This window comes from Spirillospora albida (genome assembly GCF_000718255.1).
Lineage (GTDB): Bacteria > Actinomycetota > Actinomycetes > Streptosporangiales > Streptosporangiaceae > Spirillospora > Spirillospora albida.
In genome coordinates this window covers 76,738-96,773 of sequence record NZ_JOFJ01000004.1, presented here as the reverse complement: position 1 = coordinate 96,773, position 20,036 = coordinate 76,738, and the positions used below count along the sequence as shown (strand labels likewise).

Here is a 20,036-nt window from a genome sequence, read left to right as displayed (position 1 = left end):
TGATGCCCCGTCGCGGGCGAAGCGGACCGCTCGCCGGGTAAAACCCTCCTCAGTCCTGGTCGACGCCCCAGCGGCGGCGCAGCGCGCCGTCCGCGGCGCCGAACAGCTGGTCGATCACGATGCCGATCACCAGGATCACGATCATGTAGGAGATCATGTCGGCGGTGTTGTTGAGCTCCCTGGCCTGCGCCAGCAGCACCCCGAGCGAGGTCGTGTCGCCGATGATGACGAGCAGTTCGCCGGCCATCAGGCTCCGCCACGCGAACGCCCAGCCCTGCTTCAGGCCCGCGACGCACGACGGCAGCGACGCCGGCATGATCAGGTGGCGGTACAGCAGGACGCCGCGCAGCCCCATCACCTTGCCGGCGCGCAGCAGGATCGGCGGCGTGTAGTCGACGCCCGCGATCAGCCCGTTCGCGACGGACGGCGCCGCGCCGAGCACCACCACGAACAGGATCGCGCTCTCGCTCAGCTGGAACAGCAGGATCGCGAGCGGGAACCAGGCGATCGACGGCATCGTCTGCAGGCCGGTGATCAGCGACCCGAACGCGCGCCGCAGCACCCGGAAGCGCGACACCAGGGCGCCGACCGCGAGGCCGATCGCGACCGCCACCGCGAACCCGACGACCGCGCGCCACATGGTCAGCGCGATCGCGTCCCAGAACCGGCCGGTCCGGATCTGGTCCCAGAAGACCGGCAGCGTGTCGGCGGGGCCGGGCAGGACCCAGGGGTCCTTCCAGCCGCTCCACACCACCGCCTGCCAGGCGAGCAGCGCGATCCCGACGGCCGCGGCCATCGGCCACAGCGCCGACCAGAGCCGTATCGCCAGGCGGCGCGGCCGCCCGGCGCCGCCGAGCTCGAGGGCGTCCAGGCCCGCGAGCTCCCGGTCGAGCCGCGCCGGGGCCCGCCCGGTGTCGCGCGCCGTGTCCGGAGCCGTCTCCGTGGCCGGGTCGTGCGCCGTGTCGCGCGTGGTGTCATGCACCATGGCGGCTCACCTCCTCCCGCAGCCGGTCCGTGATCGTCGCGGCGAGCGCCGCGACCTCCGCCGAGTCGATGCGCCGCGGACGCTCCATCGGCACCGGGAACTCCTCGACGACGCGTCCCGGGCGGCTGCTCAGCAGGACGACCCGGTCGCCGAGCCGGACCGCCTCCCGGACGTTGTGGGTGACGAACAGGACGGTCAGGCCCCGCGTCCGCCAGATCCGCTCGATCTCGTCGTGCAGGAGGTCGCGGGTCATGGCGTCGAGGGCGCCGAACGGCTCGTCCATCAGCAGGACGGTGTCCTGTCCGGAGCCGGTGTCGTCCTCGGTGAGGGCCAGCGCGCGGGCGAGCGCGACGCGCTGCCGCATCCCGCCCGACAGCTGGTGCGGGCGCTTCTTCGCGAACCCGCCGAGACGGACGGAGTCGAGCAGCCCGGCCGCCCGCGCGCGCCTGTCCCGCCTCGGGACGCCCCGCATCTTCAGGGCGAGCTCCAGGTTCCCCGTGACGGTCAGCCAGGGGAACAGCGCCGGCTCCTGGAACATGAGCGCGACCCGGGCGCCGCCGGTGTCGATCGTCCCGGCGCTCGGCCGGTCCAGGTCCGCCACCAGGTTGAGGAGGGTGCTCTTCCCGCAGCCCGACGCGCCCAGGAGGCAGACGAACTCACCCGGCGCGACGTCCAGGGACACCCGGTCGAGCGCCAGCAGAGAGGAGGCGCCGCTGCCGAACGCCTTGGAGACACCCGTGAGCCGGACCCTCGTGTCCGTGGCGACGGCGGTCATCGGTCGCTGACCTGTTCCTCGCCGCGCGCCTTCAGCACCTCGTTGAGGGGCGCGAGGTTGTAGATGCCGTTCAGGTCGGTCTTCTCCAGCAGGCCGACCTCCTCCGCGTGCCGGGCGCCGGTCGTCAGCGAGGACGCGACCGGGTCGACGGTGAAGTCGATCTCCTTGAACGCGGCGTCGAGCACGGCGGGCTTGAGCGGCTTGCCGCTGAGCCTGCTCAGCGCCTCGTTGACGGCGGCCTTGGCGCCGGCCTCGTCCCGGTTGACGTAGTCGGTGGCCTCCACGACGCCCTGGAGGAGCTTCTTCACGACCTCCGGGTGCTCCTTCTCGAACTTCTGGCTGACGAGGAGGTTGGTGATGACGAACTTGCCGCCGGGCCAGAGGGTCTTCTCGTCCAGCAGCTTCTTGCCCTTGCTCTCCAGGATCAGCCGGGACGCGAACGGCTCGGGCACCCACGCCCCGTCGATCGTGCCCTGCTCGAACGTCTGCAGCGTCTGGGCGTTCTCCTGCGGGACGACCTTCACGTCGCCGCTGCCGTCCTCGTTCGCGGTGAGGCCGTTGCGCTTCAGCCAGTGGCGGATCGCCACGTCCTGCGTGTTGCCGAGCTGCGGCGTCGCGATCTTCTTGCCCTTGAGGTCCTGGACGCCGTTGATCCCGGGCTTGACGATCAGCGAGACGCCGCCGGAGGCGGCGCCCGAGATGATGTGGACGGCCTTGCCCCGCGACTTGGCCCAGGCGTTGATCGCCGGGTTGGGGCCGACGAACGTCGCGTCGACCGCCCCGGAGAACAGGGCCTCCACGGCCGCCGGGCCGGCGTTGAACGTCGCCGTCTTCGGGGCCGTGCCGAGGTGCTTGGCGAAGATGCCCTTCTGGACGCCGACCAGCGCGGTCGCGTGCGTGATGTTGGGGAAGTACCCGAGCCGCAGCCGCGGCTCCTCGCCGCTCTCGTCGTCGGAGCCGCCGCAGGCGGTGAGCGTCCCCGCTCCGGCCAGAACGATCAGGGCGGCGGCGGCGAGGCGCGCGCGGGGTCTGCGGTGCGGCATGACGGCTATTCTCCACTAAATGAGTCTGTTTGGCATGCCAAGTAGACAATGGGGGAAAGGTGCACGTCAAGCTGCCGGAGCGGAAGGTGTTCGTCACCCTCTGTCCTGATACGGCTCCCCGACGGGTTCGACGGCGAGCCAGTTGGGCGGCGCGCGGCCGACGTCGATAGGCTCGGTTGCCGCAGGACATTCGCCGCGACCAACCAGGGAGTACACCGTGTCGTCGATCGAGGCCGTCATCGCCCGGGAGATCCTCGACTCCCGTGGCAACCCGACCGTCGAGGTCGAGGTGCTGCTCGCCGACGGGACCGAGGCCTCGGCCGCCGTCCCGAGCGGCGCCTCCACCGGCCAGTTCGAGGCCGTCGAGCTCCGCGACGGCGGCGACCGGTACGGAGGCAAGGGCGTCCGCGGCGCCGTCAAGGCCGTCACCGAGACCATCGACGAGAAGCTCGTCGGCTACCCCGCGTCCGAGCAGCGGCTCATCGACCAGCTGCTGATCGACCTGGACGGCACGCCGGCCAAGTCCTCGCTCGGCGCCAACGCGATCCTCGGCGTCAGCCTCGCGGTCGCGAAGGCCGCCGCCGACTCCGCCGGGCTCCCGCTGTTCCGCTACGTCGGCGGCCCGAACGCGCACCTGCTGCCCGTCCCGATGATGAACATCCTGAACGGCGGCGCGCACGCCGACACCAACGTCGACATCCAGGAGTTCATGATCGCGCCGATCGGCGCGGCCACCTTCGCGGAGGCGCTGCGCTGGGGCGCCGAGACCTACCACGCGCTGAAGTCCGTGCTGAAGTCCAAGGGCCTCAACACCGGCCTCGGCGACGAGGGCGGCTTCGCGCCCGAGCTGCCCAGCAACCGCGACGCCCTCGACCTCATCATGGAGGCGATCGGCAAGGCCGGCTTCACCCCCGGCCGCGACATCGCGCTCGCCCTCGACGTCGCCGCCACCGAGTTCCACGCCGACGGGCGGTACGCCTTCGAGGGCCGGAAGCTGTCCGCCGACGACATGGCCGCCTACTACGGCGAGCTCGTCGCCGCCTACCCGCTCGTCTCCATCGAGGACCCGATGGACGAGGAGGACTGGGCCGGCTGGGAGGGCCTTACCGCCGCCATCGGCGACCGCGTCCAGCTCGTCGGCGACGACCTGTTCGTCACCAACCCCGAGCGCCTCGCCCGCGGCATCGGGTCCGGCGCGGCGAACGCGCTGCTGGTCAAGGTCAACCAGATCGGCACGCTCACCGAGACGCTCGACGCGGTGTCCCTCGCGCAGACCAGCGGCTACCGCTGCATGATGAGCCACCGGTCCGGCGAGACCGAGGACACCACGATCGCCGACCTGGCCGTCGCGACGAACTGCGGCCAGATCAAGACCGGCGCCCCGGCCCGCAGCGACCGCGTCGCCAAGTACAACCAGCTCCTGCGCATCGAGGAGATGCTGGACGACGCGGCCCGCTACGCCGGCGCCGCCGCGTTCCCCCGGTTCGACGCCCAGGGCTGAGCCGCACGGCCCGGCGGCGCGCCGCCGCCGGGCCCCCGGCGCCCCTCCGCACGGACCGCACCCCACAGGTCAGGTGACACGCGATGGCGCAGGACGAGCACGACGACCGGCCCGCACCGGGCCGCCGGGGCAACCCGGCGCTCACCAGCCGCGCCGCGATCCTCGCGGTGGTCGTCTGCGCGATCGCGCTGAGCCTCGCCTACCCCGTCCGGGAGTACATCGCCCAGCGCAAGGAGATCGCCGACCTCCGGCACCGGGAGCGGGTCGCGCGGGCGCAGGTGGCCGAGCTCGCCCGGCGCAAGCAGCAGCTCGGCGACAAGGCGTACATCGAGCGCGAGGCCACCCGGCGGCTGCACTACTGCCGGCCGGACGTGAAGTGCTACATCGTCCTGGACGGCGGCGCCGGGGACCGGGAGCGGCCCGGCGGGGACGGCCCGGCGCGCAAGCCCCCGTGGTATGAGACGCTGTGGCGGTCCGTGGAGGCCGCCGACGAACCCCGCTGATCCGTTCTCCGCGGCGCGGCGGGACGAAGGTGACGGGCACGACCGGCGGTGGGGCCGGCCCCGAGGATCTGGTGGGGAACCAATGACCGAAATCGACCCGGCGGACATCGCCGCGGTCCGGGCCCAGCTCGGCCGGGAGCCGCGCGGCGTCCGGAACGTCGCGTACCGGTGCCCGTGCGGGCAGCCCGCCGTGCTGGAGACGGCGCCGCGGCTGCCGGACGGCACCCCCTTCCCGACGCTGTACTACTTGACCTGCCCCAAGGCGGCGTCCGCCATCGGGACGCTGGAGGGCGGCGGGATGATGCGGGAGATGCAGGAGCGGCTCGCCGGCGACCCCGACCTGCGGGCCGCCTACACCGCCGCGCACGAGGACTACCTCCGCCGCCGCGACGAGGCGGCCCGCGCGGACGGCATCGAACCGCTCCCCGCCGGCACGCAGAGCGCGGGCGGCATGCCCGAGCGCGTCAAGTGCCTGCACGCCCTGATCGCGCACGAACTCGCCGTGCCCGGCGCCAACCCCTTCGGCCGCGAGGCCCTCGACGCGCTGCCCGAGTGGTGGCGCGCCGGGCCCTGCGCGCACGTCGAGACGGGCGCCAGGCCCGGAGCCGGCGCGCCCCGAACCGAGGAGAAGCCGTGACGGGCCAGACGGCGCGGGTCGCCGCCATCGACTGCGGGACCAATTCGGTCCGCCTGCTCATCGCCGACATCGCGCCCGGCGACGGCGGGCTCACCGACGTCGAGCGCCGGATGGAGATCGTCCGGCTGGGGGAGGGCGTCGACGAGACCGGCCGGCTGTCGCCCGCCGCGCTCGACCGGACGTTCACCGCGATGCGCGGCTACGCCGGGCTGATCGAGCGGCACGGTATGGAGACCGGCGAGGGACCGATCAAGACGCGGGTCGTCGCGACCAGCGCCACCCGGGACGCGGAGAACCGGGCCGACTTCGTCGCGGGCGTCGTCGACATCTTCGGCGTCGTGCCCGAGGTGATCACCGGGGAGGAGGAGGCCGCGCTGTCGTTCACGGGCGCGACCCGCGAGCTGGCCGCGCTCCGCCCCGCCCGCCCCTACCTGGTCGTCGACATCGGCGGCGGCTCCACCGAGTTCGTCCTCGGCAGCTCCACCGTGGACGCGGCCCGCTCCGTCGACATCGGCTGCGTCCGGATGACCGAGCGGCACCTCAGGGACGGCGACCCGCCGTCGCCGCAGCAGATCTCCAACGCGGTCGCCGACATCGACGCGGCGCTCGCCCGCGTCCGCGAGACCGTCCCCGTGGACGAGGCGCGCACGCTGGTCGGGCTCGCGGGGTCGGTCACGACGGTGTCCGGGATCGCGCTGGACCTGCCGGAGTACGACCCGTCCCGGATCCACCTGTCGCGGATCACCGCGACGCAGGTCCACGACGTGACGCGGCGGCTGCTGCACGCGACCCGCGCGGAGCGCGCCGCGCTCGGCGTCATGCACCCCGGCCGGGTCGACGTCATCGGCGCGGGCGCGCTGATCCTCGACCGGATCATGCGGGAGTACGGGTTCGGCGCGGTCGTGGTGTCCGAGCACGACATCCTCGACGGCATCGCCTGGTCGCTCGTCTAGGGACGCCGCTTCAGCTCCGCGATCAGCGCCGGGATGAGCACGGCGTTCGGGTTCTGCTGCGGCACGTAGAGGACGGCGGACGTCCCGCTCGCCTGCCGGATCCACACCCGGCCGCCCTCGATCAACGCGTGGGAGATCGACGTCCAGCTCAGCGACACGCGGTTGCCGCGCACCCCGCCCGGATGCACGGTGAGGCCCTGCGCCACGTCCACGGAGTGGCCCGCGCGGACCCGTCCGGCGAGTTCCGCGACCAGGCGCGGCTCCGCGTACCTGCGGCACAGCCCGACGAGCCCCGCCCAGAGCGGATCGGGCTCTCCCGGCGGGACGGGGAGCCGGCCCGCCTGCCCTTCCGGCTCCACGACGATCTCGAGGCGGTGGCCGCCGTGGAACGGGTACCGGCCCGCCTGGAAGATCCACTGCTCGATGTCGGCGCGGCCGGGCACGGCCGGGCGCCGCGTCGGCCAGTACGCCACCCATTCCACGTGCGCCCACGGCAGCGCGGTCCCGTAGGTCAGGCCCCGGTCGTCGGCCCGCAGGTGCAGCCCTCGGACGACCGCGCTCAGCCCCGGCTCCGCCGGCACGGCCGGCGCGGGCACCGGCGTCGCGACCGGCGTCGGGACCGGGACGGCGGGGCGGCGGGGCGGCGCGGCCGGCTCGGGGTTCAGCCGCTCGGTCCAGGTACGGCCGTCCCACCACCGGAGGCTTCCGGTGCCGTAGGGATCGGGATACCAGCCGGGTCCGGACAAGGGGGGCCTCCGCTTTTCGGGCATGCCGGGCATCCGCCTCCCCGACCGGCGAGGGCATCGTACCGGCACCCCCGCCGCTCCCCGGCGCCGCACGCGCCCGGCGACATGCGAGGATCGAGGGCATGACGACCGGCAGGGCACCCTTCGTCCCGCCCGGGACCGGCTGGCCGGACGACCCCGCCGCCCCGGACACGCCCGTCGCGCACGGCGCGGGCGAGGTCGGCGAGCTGGCCGCGGCGTCGCCCGGCCTCGGCGAGCTCTGCGCCCGCCAGTCCGTATGCCGCGCCTGCGACCGCCTCGTCGCGTGGCGGGAGAAGGTCGCGGTGGAGCGGCGCCGCGCGTTCGCCGATGAGGAGTACTGGGGCCGGCCCATCGCGGGCTGGGGCGATCCCGAGCCGCATGTCCTGATCGTCGGGCTGGCCCCGGCCGCGCACGGCGGCAACCGCACCGGCCGCATCTTCACCGGCGACCGGTCGGGCGACTGGCTGTTCGCGTCCCTGCACCGGGTCGGCCTGGCCGCGCGGCCGACGAGCGTCCGGGCGGGGGACGGGCAGCGGCTGATCGGCGCGCGGATGGCGGCGACCGTCCGGTGCGCCCCGCCCGACAACAAGCCGACCCCGCTGGAGCGGGCGACGTGCCTGCCGTGGCTGGCCCGCGAGGTGGAGCTGACCGCGCCGTCCGTCCGGTGCGTCGTCTGCCTCGGCGGGTTCGCCTGGCAGGGCGTGTGGCCCGCGCTCGGGCAGGCCGGTTTCGGCCTGCCGCGGCCCCGCCCGAAGTTCGGCCACGGGGTCGAGGTCGAGCTGGATCCGCCGCCGTCGGCGCCGAACCGCGCCCCCGTGCTGCTGCTGGGCTGCTACCACCCGAGTCAGCAGAACACCTTCACCGGCCGGGTCACCGAGACCATGCTCGACACCGTCCTGGCCAGGGCGAAGGAGTACCGGTAGGAGCCGGCGGCCCGGTGGAGTGCCGGGAGGGGACGGCGGGGCAGGGCGCCCCCGTCGGGCCCTGCCCCGGCCGCCTGGTCCGGTGCTCCATGACATGAGATGCCGGGACGGGCGGGGAAGTTCACAGTGGCGGACGGGTTCGCACCGGAAATCGGGGTACCGGTTCCTCCATGCCCCCAACGGACCCCACAACGGACGCCCCGCGCACTCCGGACACCGAACGCGTTCCGGACACCGCACCCACCCGGGATTCCGCTCGCGCTCCGGACGGTGCCCGGCACATCGTGATCATCGGCGGCGGGTACGTCGGCATGTACACCGCCCTCAGGCTGCAGCGCCGGCTGCGGTCCGAGCTGCGGCGCGGCGAGGTCGTCGTGACCGTCATCGACCCCCAGTCCTACATGACCTACCAGCCGTTCCTCCCGGAGGCGGCGGCCGGGAACCTGGAGCCCCGGCACGTCGTGGCGCCGCTGCGGAAGGTGCTGAAGCGCTGCCGCGTGCTGAACGCGCACGTGACGCGGATCGACCACGCCTCCCGGCGCGTCACCGTCCGTCCGGCCGGGGCGCGGTCGGCGGACGTCCCGCGCCGGGAGATCGGCTACGACATGCTCGTGGTCGCGCTCGGGTCGGTGTCGCGGACGCTGCCGATCCCCGGCCTCGACACCTGCGGGATCGGGTTCAAGACGATCGAGGAGGCCATCTTCCTGCGCAACCACGTCCTGCACCAGCTCGACGTCGCCGCGTCCAACCCCGATGACGAGGAGGTGCGGCGGCGCGCGCTGACGTTCGTGTTCGTCGGCGCCGGATTCGCCGGGATCGAGGCGCTCGCCGAGCTGGAGGACATGGCGCGGGACGCGTGCCGCTGGTACCCGAACATCGACGCCGCCGACATGCGCTGGATGATGGTCGAGGCCACCGACCGGGTGCTGCCCGAGGTCGGGCCGGAGATGGGCCGCTGGACGGTGGAGGCGCTGCGCCGCCGCGGCATCGAGGTGAAGCTCGGCACGCTGCTGAAGTCGGCGGAGGGCCGGCACATCGTGCTGAGCGACGGCGACGAGTTCGACGCGGGCACGCTTGTGTGGACCGCCGGGGTTAAGCCGCATCCGGTCGTCCGCGACAGCGACCTTCCGCTGGACGACAAGGGCCGTATCAGGGCGACCGCCGACCTGACCGTCGAGGGCCTGGAGCACGTCTACGCGGCCGGTGACAACGCGCGGGTGCCGGACCTCACCGCCGACGGCGAGTTCACCGCGCCGAACGCCCAGCACGCCGTCCGGCAGGCGAAGCGGCTCGCCGACAACATCGTCGCGGACCTGCGGGGCAAGCCCCGCAAGCCGTACGCGCACGCCTACGTGGGGTCGGTCGCGGGGCTCGGCCTGCACAAGGGCGTCGCGAACGTGTACGGGATCAAACTGCGCGGGCTGCCCGCCTGGTTCATGCACCGGACCTATCACCTGTCCCGGATGCCCACCGTGAACCGCAAGTTCCGGATCACCGTGGACTGGACGCTCGCGCTGTTCTTCCGGCGCGAGATCGTCTCGCTCGGCGAGCTGGAGTGGCCGCGCCAGGAGTTCGAGCTCGCCGCGGGGCGGGCCCGGGACGTGTGACCGCGGCCGTCGCCGCAGGCCGGGCCGCCGCCCGGCGGAACAGGAAGCGCCCGAATCGCCTTCCAACGCTTAGACTGGGCGTTCAGGCAGGCGCGTCATCGTGTTGCGGAGGATGATATGGAGAGCAGAAACCCGGCATTCCGGGGGGACGCCTTCAACAGGCAGAGCCACGGGGGTCAGGCGTACGGCGCCCCCGGCCCGGGGTACGGCGCGGCCGAGTACGGGCCGCAGTACGGTGCGCCGGCCCAGTACGCGCCGCCGGCCGCGACCCGGCCGATGACGCTGGACGACGTCGTCGTCCGCGGCTTCCTGACGCTGGCCACCCTGATCGTCACCGCCGGGCTCGCCTGGGCGCTGGTCCCGCCGCGGCTCGCCGTGCCGGTCCTCGTGGTCGCGCTGCTCGCTGAGATCGGCATCTGGGCGTTCATCACGTTCGGCCGCAAGGCCAACGCCCCGATGGTGCTGACGTTCGCCGCCGTCTACGGCGTCGCCGTCGGGATCATCAGCCACGCCTACAACGACCTGTACCACGGTGTCGTGTTCCAGGCCCTGATCGGCACCGCGCTGGCGTTCGGCGCGACGCTCGCCGTGTACGCGCTGCGGATCGTCCGGGTCACACCGAAGTTCACCCGGTTCGTGATCGCGGCCGGCTTCGGTCTCATCGGCCTGATGCTCGTCAACCTGGTCGTCCAGCTGTTCGGCGCCGAGGACGGCATCGGCATCCGGGACGCGGGCAACCCGCTCGCCTACGTGTTCAGCGTCGTCGCGATCCTCGTCGGCTGCTTCTTCCTGCTGCTCGACTTCGACGAGATCGAGCGCGGCGTCCAGACGGGCGCGCCCGAGAAGTTCGCGTGGTACTGCGCGTTCGGCCTCGTGCTGAGCCTTGTGTGGATCTACCTGGAGCTGCTCCGCTTCCTGTCGTACTTCTCCGGCCGCGACTGACCCCGCGTCCCCGGGCATGACGATCAGCCCCCCGCCGGTCCCGGCGGGGGGCTGATCGTTTGCGGGATCTCGGCGCCGGGGTCGGGCCCGCGCAGCGGGCGCGACGGCGGGGTGATCCGTTGGCGGGATCCCGCGAAGCGGTCTGGAGTTCTGGGGCGGCGGGCGCCCGCTCGATGCGGCGAGCGGGGCCGGCTCAGCGGTGGGGCGTCAGTAGTGCCGCGCCCGGCGGGTGCGCTCGTGCTCGCGCACCAGCGCGGCCGCGTAGCCGTGCGACAGGTTGTGCTCGTCGGCCAGCCACGAGCAGCGTTCCTCGCAGCGCGTGAACGACGGGCCGTTCTCGATGGTGGTGAACCACTCGGGGATGTCACGTCCTGTGACTTGCGGAATGCGGGCGATCAGCTTGCTGTGCGTCTCCGGCGAGTGGTTCAGTGACAATTGGCACCTCCAGGTCGCGGGGCCTTCTTGCTGCCGACTCTGCAACAACCGCGTGGATGTGACAACCCCCTAACGGGGACCTATCTATTACGTTACGTAGATCATTCCGAACCCGGAACGTCGCCGGCCCGCGGCGCCGTCCGGAGACGCCGCCGCGGGCCGTGCGAACCGGGTCAGGAGAGGCGCTCGAGCACCATCGCCATGCCCTGGCCGCCGCCGACGCACATGGTCTCCAGGCCGAACTGCTTGTCGTGGAAGCGCAGCCCGTTGATGAGCGTGGAGGTGATCCGCGCGCCGGTCATGCCGAACGGGTGGCCGATCGCGATCGCGCCGCCGTTGACGTTCAGCTTGTCCATGTCGATGCCGAGGTCCTCGGCGGACGGCAGGACCTGCGCGGCGAACGCCTCGTTGATCTCGACCAGGTCGATGTCGGCGATCGTCATGCCGGCGTTGGCGAGCGCCTTGCGGGACGCCTCGACCGGGCCGAGGCCCATGATCTCGGGGGACAGGCCGGTGACGCCGGTCGACACGACGCGGGCGAGCGGCGTGATGCCGAGCTCGGCGGCCTTCGTGTCGCTCATGATGACGACCGCGGCGGCACCGTCGTTCAGCGGGCAGCAGTTGCCGGCCGTGACCGTCCCGTCGGGGCGGAACACGGGCTGGAGCTGCGACACCTTCTCGTAGGACGTGCCGGCCCGGGGGCCGTCGTCCTTGCTGACGACGGAGCCGTCGGGCAGCGTGACGGGGGTGATGTCCGTCTCCCAGAAGCCGTTGCCCATGGACTTCTCGGCGAGGTTCTGGGACCGGACGCCGAACTCGTCCTGCGCCTGCCGGGACACGCCGCGCAGCGCGGCGACGTTCTCGGCGGTCTGGCCCATCGCGATGTAGATGTCGGGGAGGGCGCCGTCCTCGCGCGGGTCGTGCCACACCGGCGCGCCGCCCTCGGCGGCCTTGGCGGTGCGGGCCTCGGCGTCCGCGAACAGCGGGTTCTGGGTGTCGGGCAGGCCGTCGCTGCTGCCCTTGGCGAAGCGGCTGACGGTCTCCACGCCGGCGGACACGATGACGTCGGCCTCGCCGGCCTTGATCGCGTGCAGCGCCATCCGGGTGGTCTGGAGCGACGACGAACAGTAGCGGGTGATCGTCGCGCCGGGCACGGTGTCCCAGCCGAGCAGCACCGACACCACGCGGGCCATGTTGTAGCCCTGCTCGCCGCCGGGCAGGCCGCAGCCGAGCAGGAGGTCGTCGACCTGCGCCGGGTCGAGCTGCGGCACCTTCGCCATCGCGGCGGTGATCATCTGTGCGGTGAGGTCGTCGGGACGCATGTCCTTCAGCGATCCCTTGAAGGCGCGTCCGATGGGCGAGCGCGCGGTGGCGACGATGACTGCCTCGGGCATGATGACTCCTGTCTCAGCGTCCGGTCGTCCCCGGCGTGGTTACCCGCCGGTCACGAGCAATCTAGCCGCTGTGCGCACGCCCACCCATCCCGGGGCTGACGTGCACGTTCATAAGTGAATGCTTACGTCCGGCGGTCCGCGCCGGGCCCGCGCCGGGGCCTGCGGCTCAGGCGACGCGGGGCGACGCCGACCCGATCGGCCGGGCGCCGGCCGGCGCCGGACGGCGGCGCAGGAGCGCGGCCCACCGGCCCCGCTCGCGGCCCGCGACCGACACCCCGTACAGCTCGGTGCCGGACACCTCCGCCGCCGCGGCCGCCGCCAGGTAGACCGGCAGGACGTCCTCGCCCAGCCGGGCGACGACCGGGTCCGGCACCAGCCCGAGAGCGTGCGCCATCGACGGCAGCAGGGCGGCGGCCGCCGTCGCGTACCCGCGGGCCGACGGATGATAGCGGTCCGCGCTGAACATCGCGGGCGGATCGGCCGCGAACTCCGGGCCGAGCAGGTCGCCGACCGACACCGCCCGGCCGCCGTGCTCCACCACCGCGATCATCTGCGCCGCGGCGAGCTGCCGGCTGGCCCGCCGCGCGATCCACCGCAGCGGCTGCATCAGCGGCTCCACCGTCCCGAGGTCGGGGCACGTGCCGGCGACGACCCGGCAGCCCGCGCCGCGCAGCCGCTCGACCGCGTCCGCGAGATGCCGGACGGACTCGGCGGCCGGCGTCCGCGACGTCACGTCGTTCGCGCCGATCATGATGACGGCGAGGTCGGGCCGCACCCGCAGCGCCGCGTCCACCTGCCCGGAGAGCGCGTGCGACCGCGCCCCGGAGCGGGCCACGATCGTCAGCCGGACGGGCCGTCCAGCGGTCGCGGCGAGCCCCTCGGCCAGCATCGCGCCGGGGGTCTCCTCCGGTGCGGCCACGCCGAGCCCCGCCGCCGTGGAGTCGCCGAGGACCACCAGGGAGAGGGGGCGCCCGGCGGCCACCGGGCCGTAGAGCCCGTCGGCGGCCGGCGGGCCGCCGTTCGGGGTCGCGCCGATGAGCCGGCGCGCCAGCCGCGCCTCCAGCACCACCAGCCCGAACGTGAGGCCGCCGAGGGCGGTGATCCCGCCGCCCCCGTACGCCGCGGCCGTCGCGATGCGGCGCGCCGTCAACGCTCTCAGCATGCCCGCTCACTCTCTGCGATGAAGGTGGAGTACCCCCGCCTCCCTGGTTGATGCCCGCACGGCGCCATCTCGGCTACCTTCGGAAACGGGAATCGAACCCCGCCGCCATCCCGCCGCTGAAACCGGCTGAGCAGGGAAGTAAGGCGGTCCACGACCGACTCACGGAACCGACAAGGACGTACGGTGCGCGTACACGACTCGCTCGTCGAACTGATGGGCAACACCCCGCTCGTTCGGCTGCGCAAGGTGACCGAGGCCGGAGGGCCGCAGGTCCTCGCCAAGGTGGAGTACTTCAACCCCGGCGGCTCGGTGAAGGATCGCATCGCGGTCCGCATGATCGACGCGGCCGAGCGGTCCGGCGCGCTCGCGCCGGGCGGCACCATCGTCGAGCCGACCTCCGGGAACACCGGGGTCGGGCTCGCCATCGTGGCGCAGGAGCGCGGCTACCGCTGCGTCTTCGTCTGCCCCGACAAGGTCGCCAAGGACAAGATCGACGTCCTGCGCGCGTACGGCGCGGAGGTGGTGGTGTGCCCGACGGCGGTGTCGCCCGACCACCCCGACTCCTACTACTCGGTGTCCGACCGGCTCGCCGCCGAGATCCCGGGCGCCTGGAAGCCGAACCAGTACACCAACCAGGAGAACCCCCGCTCGCACTACGAGACGACCGGCCCGGAGATCTGGGAGCAGACCGACGGCCGCGTCACCCACTTCGTCGCGGGAATCGGCACCGGCGGGACGATCAGCGGCACCGGGAGGTACCTCAAGGAGGTGTCGGGAGGCCGCGTCCAGATCATCGGCGCCGATCCGGAGGGCTCGGTGTACTCCGGCGGCTCGGGCCGCCCCTACCTGGTCGAGGGCGTGGGCGAGGACATCTGGCCCGAGACCTACGACCGCACCATCTGCGACCGGGTCATCGCGGTCTCCGACAAGGACTCCTTCGGGATGACCCGCCGCCTCGCCCGCGAGGAGGCCCTCCTGGTGGGCGGTTCCTGCGGCATGGCCGTCGTCGCGGCGCTGCGGGTGGCGGCCGAGGCCGGCCCGGACGCGGTGATCGTCGTCCTGCTCCCCGACGGCGGCCGCGGCTACCTGAGCAAGATCTTCAACGACGAGTGGCTCGGCCAGTACGGGTTCAGCGACCAGGCGACGACCGAGGCGGCCGTGCGGGACGTCCTGGCCCACAAGGCGGACGCCCAGTCGGACGGCATCCCGAACTTCGTGCACATGCACCCCGCCGAGACCGTGGGAGAGGCGGTCAAGGTGCTGCGCGAGTTCGGCGTCTCGCAGATGCCGGTGGTGGCGCCGGGCGCCGGACACCCCGACGTGATGGCCGGCGAGGTGATCGGCGCGGTGGAGGAGCGGGTCCTGCTGCACGCCCTCTACACCGATCAGGCCGGCGCGGACGACCCGCTGGAGAAGCACATGAGCCGGCCGCTGCCCGTCGTCGGGTCGGGCGAGTCGGTCTCGCAGCTGATGTCCGTGCTTGAGGGGAGGGACGCGGCGGTGGTCCTCGTGGACGGCAAGCCCGCCGGGATCGTCACCCGCCAGGACCTCCTGGCCTTCCTGGCCGACGCCGAGGGCTGACGGAACGGCGAAGCGCCGGAGACGGTGGGGTCTCCGGCGCTTCGCCTTTTCAGGAGCCGGGTCGAGGGCTCGGCCGGTGGGCGGCGTTTACCCGCCGGGCCCCCGACCCGACGGCTAGGAGGTGCTGGAGGGGGCGTACTCCTTCTCCAGCGCCGGACCGCCCTGCGGCTTCGACGGCTCGTCGCCGTGGCCGGGCCACCAGGCCTTGTGGCCGAGCAGCGCGGTGATGCCGGGGACGAGGAACATCGACATCACGAACGCCGAGAGCGCGATGCCGACCGCGACGGAGAAGCCCATCTGCTGCAGCATCGACACCGGGGCGAGCAGCATGACCGCGAACGTCCCGGCGAGGATGAGGCCCGCCGCGGCGACCGTGGGGCCGCCGTGGTGGATGGCGAGGGCGGCCGCCCTGCGCGGTTCGTTGCCCTCCTTGGCCTCCTCGCGCAGCCGCGCCGTCATCAGGATGTTGTAGTCGGTCCCGATGGCGAGCACGAACAGGTAGAGGATGATCGGCAGCTGGAACGTCACACCCGCCTCGCCGGCGATGCCCTGGAAGGCGTACACGGCGGAGCCGAGCGTCGCGGCGAAGCCGAGCAGCACCGCGATCACCAGGTAGATCGGTGCGACGACCGAGCGCAGCAGCAGCGCCAGGATGATCGCGATCAGCACCGCGGCGACCGGCAGGATGACCGACAGGTCGCGGTTGTTCACGGCGTTGATGTCCGCGTAGATCGCGGTCGTGCCGCCGACGTAGGCCCGGACGCCGTCCGGCGCCATGTCGTGCACGGCGGGCGCCAGCTTGTCCTTCACGAGGCTGATCGACTCGTTGGACACCGGGTTCTTCGACAGCACGAGGTCGACGCGGGCGATGGACTTGTCCTTGCCCGGGACCGCTTCCTGCACGCGGCCGATGCCCGGAGCGGACTCGGCGTCCGCCCTGAACTTGTCGATCTGGGCCTTGGCGAGCGGCTGCCCGTTCTCGCTCTTCAGGATCACCTGGACCGGCGTGGTCAGGCCGGGCGGGAAGCCCTTCTCCATCTCCTTCATGGCCTTCGCCGACTCGGTGTCCTGCGGGAAGCCCGCGGCGAAGTCGTAGTCGGCCTTGAAGCCGAGCGAGCCGAGCGCCAGCACGACCAGCACCAGGCCGGACGCGAGCGCGGCCACCGCGGGCCGCTTGGCGACGCCCTCGCCGATCTTCGCGGAGATGGAGCCCTTCGGCTGCTTCTTCCATGCCTTGGACGGCCAGAACACGGCGGTGCCGAGCAGCGACACGATCGCGGGGAACAGCGTCAGCGAGGTGATGCCCATGACCACGACGGAGATCGCGAGGGCGGGGCCCCAGGCGCTGAAGACGCCGAAGCTGGCGAGCAGCAGGACGAGGAAGGTGACGGCGATCGCGGCGGCGGCGGACGAGATGACCTCGCCGACCCGCTCCACCGCGGTGATCATCGCGGTCTTCTTGTCGTCGCCGGCGCGCAGCCGCTCCCGGAACCGGAACATCAGGAACAGGTAGTAGTCGGCGCCGACGCCGAACAGGACGATCAGGATGATCGTGGCGAGGCTGTCGTCGCCGGAGAACCCGAAGATCTTCGCGGCGGTGCCGATCAGGCCCATCGAGACCTGCATGGTCACCGTGATCACGATGATCGGCAGGACGGCCGCGATCGGCGCCCGGAAGATCAGCAGGATCAGTCCGATGATCAGGATGAAGGTCGCGATGCCGACGATCTCGAAGGACTTGGTGAAGGAGTCCTCGTTGTCGGCGAAGCTGGCGACCTCGCCGCCGACCTTGGCCTCCAGGCCGGTGCCCTTGAGCAGGTTCGGCAGGTCGCCGCGGATGTCGCGGATCGCCTCCGTCTGCTTCTTGTTCTCCTCCTGCGAGGTCCCCTTCATGGGGATCATGATCACCTGGACGGCCTTGTTGGGCGCGACCGTCTCGGGACTCGCCATGAAGCCCTGGACGGTCGCCGGCTTGTCGGCGTTCAGGGTCTTGGCGACCTCGGTGACCTTCGTGACGTCGGCGGCGGCCAGGGGCCGCCCGTCCGTGCGCTTCACCACGATCAGCGAGGAGGTGTCCTCCTGCTGCGGGAAGGCCTCTTCAGCGATCTTCATCGCCTGCACGGACTCGTACTTCGACGGCAGGAAGTCGCCTTGGTCGGACTCGGTGGTGAGCTTGGGTGAGAACGCGATGACGACCGCGGCCACGGCGAGCCATGAGACGATCGTCCACCACGGGTGCCCCACGACGAAGCGCGCGAGCCGTGCGAACATGCGGGATTCCTTAGATGTGGGTCAGTCTTGTAGATGCCACACTTACGGTAGGCACCGGACGGTCCCCTGTGATCACCCCGCATGCGGAAATGCAAGGTGATACCTGCGGGGGATGACCTCCTCCTCCAGGAGGGTGGAACGGTCGATAGCCTCGTTCGCATGGACAATGACGTTCAACTGGGCTTCGAGACGCTGGCCATCCACGCCGGGCAGGAGCCGGACCCGGTGACCGGGGCGGTGGTCCCGCCCATCTACCAGGTGTCGACCTACAAGCAGGACGGCATCGGCGGGCTCCGCGGCGGCTACGAGTACTCCCGGTCGGCCAATCCGACGCGTACGGCGCTGGAGACGTGCCTGGCCGAGATCGAGGCGGGCGCCCGCGGGCTCGCGTTCGCGTCCGGCCTGGCCGCCGAGGACGCCCTCATCCGGACGGTCTGCAGGCCCGGCGACCACGTGATCATCCCGAACGACGCGTACGGCGGCACCTACCGGCTGTTCGCCAAGGTCGCGCGGCCCTGGGGCGTCGCGTTCGACCCGGTCCCGCTCGGCGACGTCGAGGCGGTGCGCGCCGCCGTCCGCCCCGAGACGAAGCTGATCTGGGTGGAGACGCCCACGAACCCGCTGCTCGGCATCGCCGACATCGCGGCGCTCGCCGCCGTCGCGCACGACGCGGGCGCGCTGCTCGCCGTCGACAACACCTTCGCCTCGCCTTACCTGCAGCGGCCCCTGACCCTCGGCGCGGACGTCGTCGTCCACTCCACCACGAAGTACTTGGGCGGCCACTCCGACGTCGTCGGCGGCGCCCTCGTCGCCGCGGACCCCGAGACGGGGGAGCGGCTCGCGTTCCACCAGAACGCGATGGGCGCCGTCGCCGGTCCGTTCGACTCCTGGCTGACGCTGCGCGGCATCAAGACGCTCGGCGTCCGGATGGACAGGCACTGCGCCAACGCCGAGAAGGTCGTCGAGCTGCTCGTCCGGCACCCCGCCGTGCGGGCCGTCCTGTACCCCGGGCTGCCCGACCACCCCGGCCACGACGCCGCCGCCAAGCAGATGTCGGCGTTCGGCGGCATGGTCTCGTTCCGGATGCAGTCGGAGGAGGCGGCCGTCCGGGTCTGCGAGCGGACGGAGCTGTTCACGCTCGGCGAGTCGCTCGGCGGCGTCGAGTCGCTGATCGAGCACCCGGGCCGGATGACGCACGCGTCGGCGGCCGGATCGCCGCTGGAGGTGCCGGCCGACCTCGTCCGGCTGTCGGTCGGCATCGAACACGCCGACGATCTCCTGCGTGATCTGGAGAACGCGCTGAGTTGAGGAAGCCGAGGATGGCGGGCGGTCCGCCGCCCGCCGTCCGGACGCGACCGGACCCGATTCCCGCACCCGACTTGATCAAACATCTATGATGTGGCCGCAGGAGCATCAAGAAAGGGTGCGGAGTGCGCAAAGTACTGGTGAGCGGTGCGGCGTTCGCCGCGACCTGCATCGCGGCCGTGGCCGTCCCCGCGGGGGCCCAGGCCGATCCCACGCCGACGCCGTCCCCCCCGGCCGCGACGCCGGCGGTCCCGTCCCCCGTCCCCTCCGGGACTCCCGGCACGACCCCGCCGAGCGCCCCCGGCACGCCGGACGACTCGGCCGAGCCGTCCGTCCCCGGCACGGCGCCCGCACCGGGCACCGAAGCCCCGGCCGCCGGCGGCCGGACCGACGCGGTCGTCAGCACGCGGGCCGTGATGGTCACCCCGAAGCCGCCGAAGACCCGCACCTACGCCTACGGCAGGAGCGGGCACCAGCGGATCGACGCCTACTGGGAGCCGCTCCGCCGCCCCGCGGCCGGGGCCGCCGCCCGGACGGCCCCCCTGCGTCCCGCCGTCCTCGTCCTGCACGGCGGGTACTGGCTGGAGGGCGACAAGAGCGGCTGGAAGTACTTCGCGCGCCGCCTCAGCACGCAGGGCTTCGCCGTCTTCTCCGCGAACTACCGGCTCGCGCCCGCCGCCAGGTGGCCCGCCCAGCGCGACGACGTCACGTCCGCGCTGGCCTTCATCAAGAAGCACGCCAAGCACTGGAACGTCGACCCCAACCGGATCGTGATCGTGGGGTCGTCGGCGGGCGGGATGCTCGCCACCCAGCTCGGCACCGCCGGGACCGCCGGCGGGGGCGTCCGCGGCGTCGTCGCGCTCTCCCCGGTCAACACGCCGTACCTGGCCTACCAGGACGGCGCGAAGGCCGACGCGACCGCCGGGCAGCGCAAGCTGCGCCGCGCCGTCGTCTCCCTCGTCGGCTGCGAGCCGAGCGAGGCCGACGCGGAGTGCTGGACGAAGGTGGACGACGCGAACTCCACCAGCCACGTCACGCCGGACGACGCGCCGATGCTGCTGATGCACGCGGAGGGCGACATGGTCCCGGCGACGCAGAGCACCGGCCTGGCGTCCGCGCTGCGGGCGGCCGGGGTGCCCGCGACGGTCCGGGTCCTGCCCGGCACGCGGCACGGCGGATCGCTGCTGGACGACGAGACGGCCTACCCCGAGATCCTGAACTGGATCAACGCCCGGGTCCGGTGACCCGGGCG

The 20,036-nt window shown here is 72.7% G+C and carries 18 protein-coding genes; 10 read left to right on the top strand and 8 right to left on the bottom strand.

Going from position 1 to position 20,036, the window contains the following annotated elements:
• Positions 1-49: 49 nt before the first annotated feature.
• Genes IE99_RS0106955 through IE99_RS0106945 form a run of 3 tightly spaced genes read right to left on the bottom strand, consistent with a single transcriptional unit; the run spans position 50 to position 2,803 of the window.
• On the bottom strand, positions 50-985 hold the full coding sequence (locus tag IE99_RS0106955; protein ID WP_030165381.1) for an ABC transporter permease: 936 nt from the start codon (positions 983-985) through the stop codon (positions 50-52).
• A complete protein-coding gene (locus IE99_RS0106950; RefSeq protein ID WP_030165378.1) occupies positions 975-1,760 on the bottom strand; it encodes an ABC transporter ATP-binding protein in 786 nt (261 codons plus the stop codon). Before IE99_RS0106950 ends, IE99_RS0106955 begins: the two co-directional genes overlap by 11 nt.
• A complete protein-coding gene (locus IE99_RS0106945; protein ID WP_030165375.1) occupies positions 1,757-2,803 on the bottom strand; it encodes an ABC transporter substrate-binding protein in 1,047 nt (348 codons plus the stop codon). The genes IE99_RS0106950 and IE99_RS0106945 overlap by 4 nt, the downstream gene beginning before the upstream one ends.
• A gap of 217 nt (positions 2,804-3,020) precedes the next feature.
• Here IE99_RS0106945 and eno point away from each other — a divergent pair, with 217 nt between their 5' ends.
• The 4 genes from eno to IE99_RS0106925 all read left to right on the top strand — a co-directional run bounded on the left by eno (position 3,021) and on the right by IE99_RS0106925 (position 6,397).
• Entirely contained in the window at positions 3,021-4,304 is a 1,284-nt protein-coding gene (gene eno / locus IE99_RS0106940; RefSeq protein WP_030165373.1) for a phosphopyruvate hydratase, read from the top strand.
• Positions 4,305-4,387: 83 nt separating this feature from the next.
• Positions 4,388-4,807 carry an FtsB family cell division protein gene (locus tag IE99_RS0106935; protein WP_030165370.1) on the top strand — a complete coding sequence of 140 codons (420 nt, stop codon included), beginning with the start codon at positions 4,388-4,390 and terminating at the stop codon, positions 4,805-4,807.
• 82 nt (positions 4,808-4,889) lie between these two features.
• Positions 4,890-5,444, top strand: coding sequence for a DUF501 domain-containing protein (locus IE99_RS0106930; RefSeq protein ID WP_030165366.1), 555 nt, complete (start codon positions 4,890-4,892; stop codon positions 5,442-5,444).
• Positions 5,441-6,397, top strand: a complete 957-nt coding sequence (locus IE99_RS0106925; protein ID WP_030165363.1) for a Ppx/GppA phosphatase family protein — start codon at positions 5,441-5,443, stop codon at positions 6,395-6,397. Before IE99_RS0106930 ends, IE99_RS0106925 begins: the two co-directional genes overlap by 4 nt.
• Here the strand turns inward: IE99_RS0106925 and IE99_RS0106920 are convergent.
• Positions 6,394-7,143, bottom strand: coding sequence for a DUF2510 domain-containing protein (locus IE99_RS0106920; RefSeq protein WP_030165361.1), 750 nt, complete (start codon positions 7,141-7,143; stop codon positions 6,394-6,396). The genes IE99_RS0106925 and IE99_RS0106920 overlap by 4 nt on opposite strands.
• Positions 7,144-7,265: 122 nt before the next feature.
• On the opposite strand from IE99_RS0106920, the gene IE99_RS0106915 reads away from it, so the two are divergent.
• The 3 genes from IE99_RS0106915 (at position 7,266) to IE99_RS0106905 (ending at position 10,636) form a co-directional block, all read left to right on the top strand.
• Positions 7,266-8,087 carry a uracil-DNA glycosylase gene (locus IE99_RS0106915; protein ID WP_030165359.1) on the top strand — a complete coding sequence of 274 codons (822 nt, stop codon included), beginning with the start codon at positions 7,266-7,268 and terminating at the stop codon, positions 8,085-8,087.
• A 311-nt stretch (positions 8,088-8,398) separates the two neighbouring features.
• On the top strand, positions 8,399-9,694 hold the full coding sequence (locus IE99_RS0106910) for an NAD(P)/FAD-dependent oxidoreductase (RefSeq protein ID WP_051712240.1): 1,296 nt from the start codon (positions 8,399-8,401) through the stop codon (positions 9,692-9,694).
• A gap of 117 nt (positions 9,695-9,811) precedes the next feature.
• Positions 9,812-10,636, top strand: coding sequence for a Bax inhibitor-1/YccA family protein (locus IE99_RS0106905; protein WP_030165356.1), 825 nt, complete (start codon positions 9,812-9,814; stop codon positions 10,634-10,636).
• A 207-nt stretch (positions 10,637-10,843) separates the two neighbouring features.
• Here IE99_RS0106905 and IE99_RS0106900 read toward each other — a convergent pair whose 3' ends face one another.
• From IE99_RS0106900 to IE99_RS0106890, 3 genes are all read right to left on the bottom strand, one after another.
• On the bottom strand, positions 10,844-11,071 hold the full coding sequence (locus IE99_RS0106900) for a DUF4287 domain-containing protein (protein ID WP_030165354.1): 228 nt from the start codon (positions 11,069-11,071) through the stop codon (positions 10,844-10,846).
• Between the two features lie 173 nt (positions 11,072-11,244).
• The gene (locus IE99_RS0106895) at positions 11,245-12,465 is read right to left on the bottom strand and encodes an acetyl-CoA C-acetyltransferase (protein ID WP_030165352.1); all 1,221 of its coding nucleotides are present in this window, start codon (positions 12,463-12,465) and stop codon (positions 11,245-11,247) included.
• Between the two features lie 166 nt (positions 12,466-12,631).
• Complete coding sequence (locus IE99_RS0106890) at positions 12,632-13,627, bottom strand: SGNH/GDSL hydrolase family protein (RefSeq protein ID WP_030165350.1); 996 nt, start codon at positions 13,625-13,627, stop codon at positions 12,632-12,634.
• Positions 13,628-13,810: 183 nt separating this feature from the next.
• Between IE99_RS0106890 and IE99_RS0106885 the strand changes: the two genes are divergently transcribed.
• On the top strand, positions 13,811-15,208 hold the full coding sequence (locus IE99_RS0106885) for a cystathionine beta-synthase (protein WP_030165348.1): 1,398 nt from the start codon (positions 13,811-13,813) through the stop codon (positions 15,206-15,208).
• A gap of 114 nt (positions 15,209-15,322) precedes the next feature.
• Here IE99_RS0106885 and IE99_RS0106880 read toward each other — a convergent pair whose 3' ends face one another.
• Positions 15,323-17,479 (bottom strand): MMPL family transporter, encoded by a 2,157-nt coding sequence (locus IE99_RS0106880; protein ID WP_030165346.1) that lies wholly within the window; start codon positions 17,477-17,479, stop codon positions 15,323-15,325.
• 159 nt (positions 17,480-17,638) lie between these two features.
• On the opposite strand from IE99_RS0106880, the gene IE99_RS0106875 reads away from it, so the two are divergent.
• Together IE99_RS0106875 and IE99_RS0106870 are read left to right on the top strand one after the other, a co-directional pair.
• Entirely contained in the window at positions 17,639-18,787 is a 1,149-nt protein-coding gene (locus IE99_RS0106875; RefSeq protein ID WP_030165344.1) for a cystathionine gamma-synthase, read from the top strand.
• Between the two features lie 122 nt (positions 18,788-18,909).
• Positions 18,910-20,028, top strand: coding sequence for an alpha/beta hydrolase (locus IE99_RS0106870; RefSeq protein ID WP_245623090.1), 1,119 nt, complete (start codon positions 18,910-18,912; stop codon positions 20,026-20,028).
• Positions 20,029-20,036: the final 8 nt, after the last annotated feature.

Coding starts and splice junctions, on each gene's coding strand:
- IE99_RS0106955 (WP_030165381.1), bottom strand. CDS start 985: ATGGTGCATGACACCACGCGCGACACGGCGCACGACCCGGCCACGGAG.
- IE99_RS0106950 (WP_030165378.1), bottom strand. CDS start 1,760: ATGACCGCCGTCGCCACGGACACGAGGGTCCGGCTCACGGGTGTCTCC.
- IE99_RS0106945 (WP_030165375.1), bottom strand. CDS start 2,803: ATGCCGCACCGCAGACCCCGCGCGCGCCTCGCCGCCGCCGCCCTGATC.
- IE99_RS0106935 (WP_030165370.1), top strand. CDS start 4,388: ATGGCGCAGGACGAGCACGACGACCGGCCCGCACCGGGCCGCCGGGGC.
- IE99_RS0106930 (WP_030165366.1), top strand. CDS start 4,890: ATGACCGAAATCGACCCGGCGGACATCGCCGCGGTCCGGGCCCAGCTC.
- IE99_RS0106915 (WP_030165359.1), top strand. CDS start 7,266: ATGACGACCGGCAGGGCACCCTTCGTCCCGCCCGGGACCGGCTGGCCG.
- IE99_RS0106910 (WP_051712240.1), top strand. CDS start 8,399: ATGTACACCGCCCTCAGGCTGCAGCGCCGGCTGCGGTCCGAGCTGCGG.
- IE99_RS0106905 (WP_030165356.1), top strand. CDS start 9,812: ATGGAGAGCAGAAACCCGGCATTCCGGGGGGACGCCTTCAACAGGCAG.
- IE99_RS0106895 (WP_030165352.1), bottom strand. CDS start 12,465: ATGCCCGAGGCAGTCATCGTCGCCACCGCGCGCTCGCCCATCGGACGC.
- IE99_RS0106890 (WP_030165350.1), bottom strand. CDS start 13,627: ATGCTGAGAGCGTTGACGGCGCGCCGCATCGCGACGGCCGCGGCGTAC.
- IE99_RS0106880 (WP_030165346.1), bottom strand. CDS start 17,479: ATGTTCGCACGGCTCGCGCGCTTCGTCGTGGGGCACCCGTGGTGGACG.
- IE99_RS0106875 (WP_030165344.1), top strand. CDS start 17,639: ATGGACAATGACGTTCAACTGGGCTTCGAGACGCTGGCCATCCACGCC.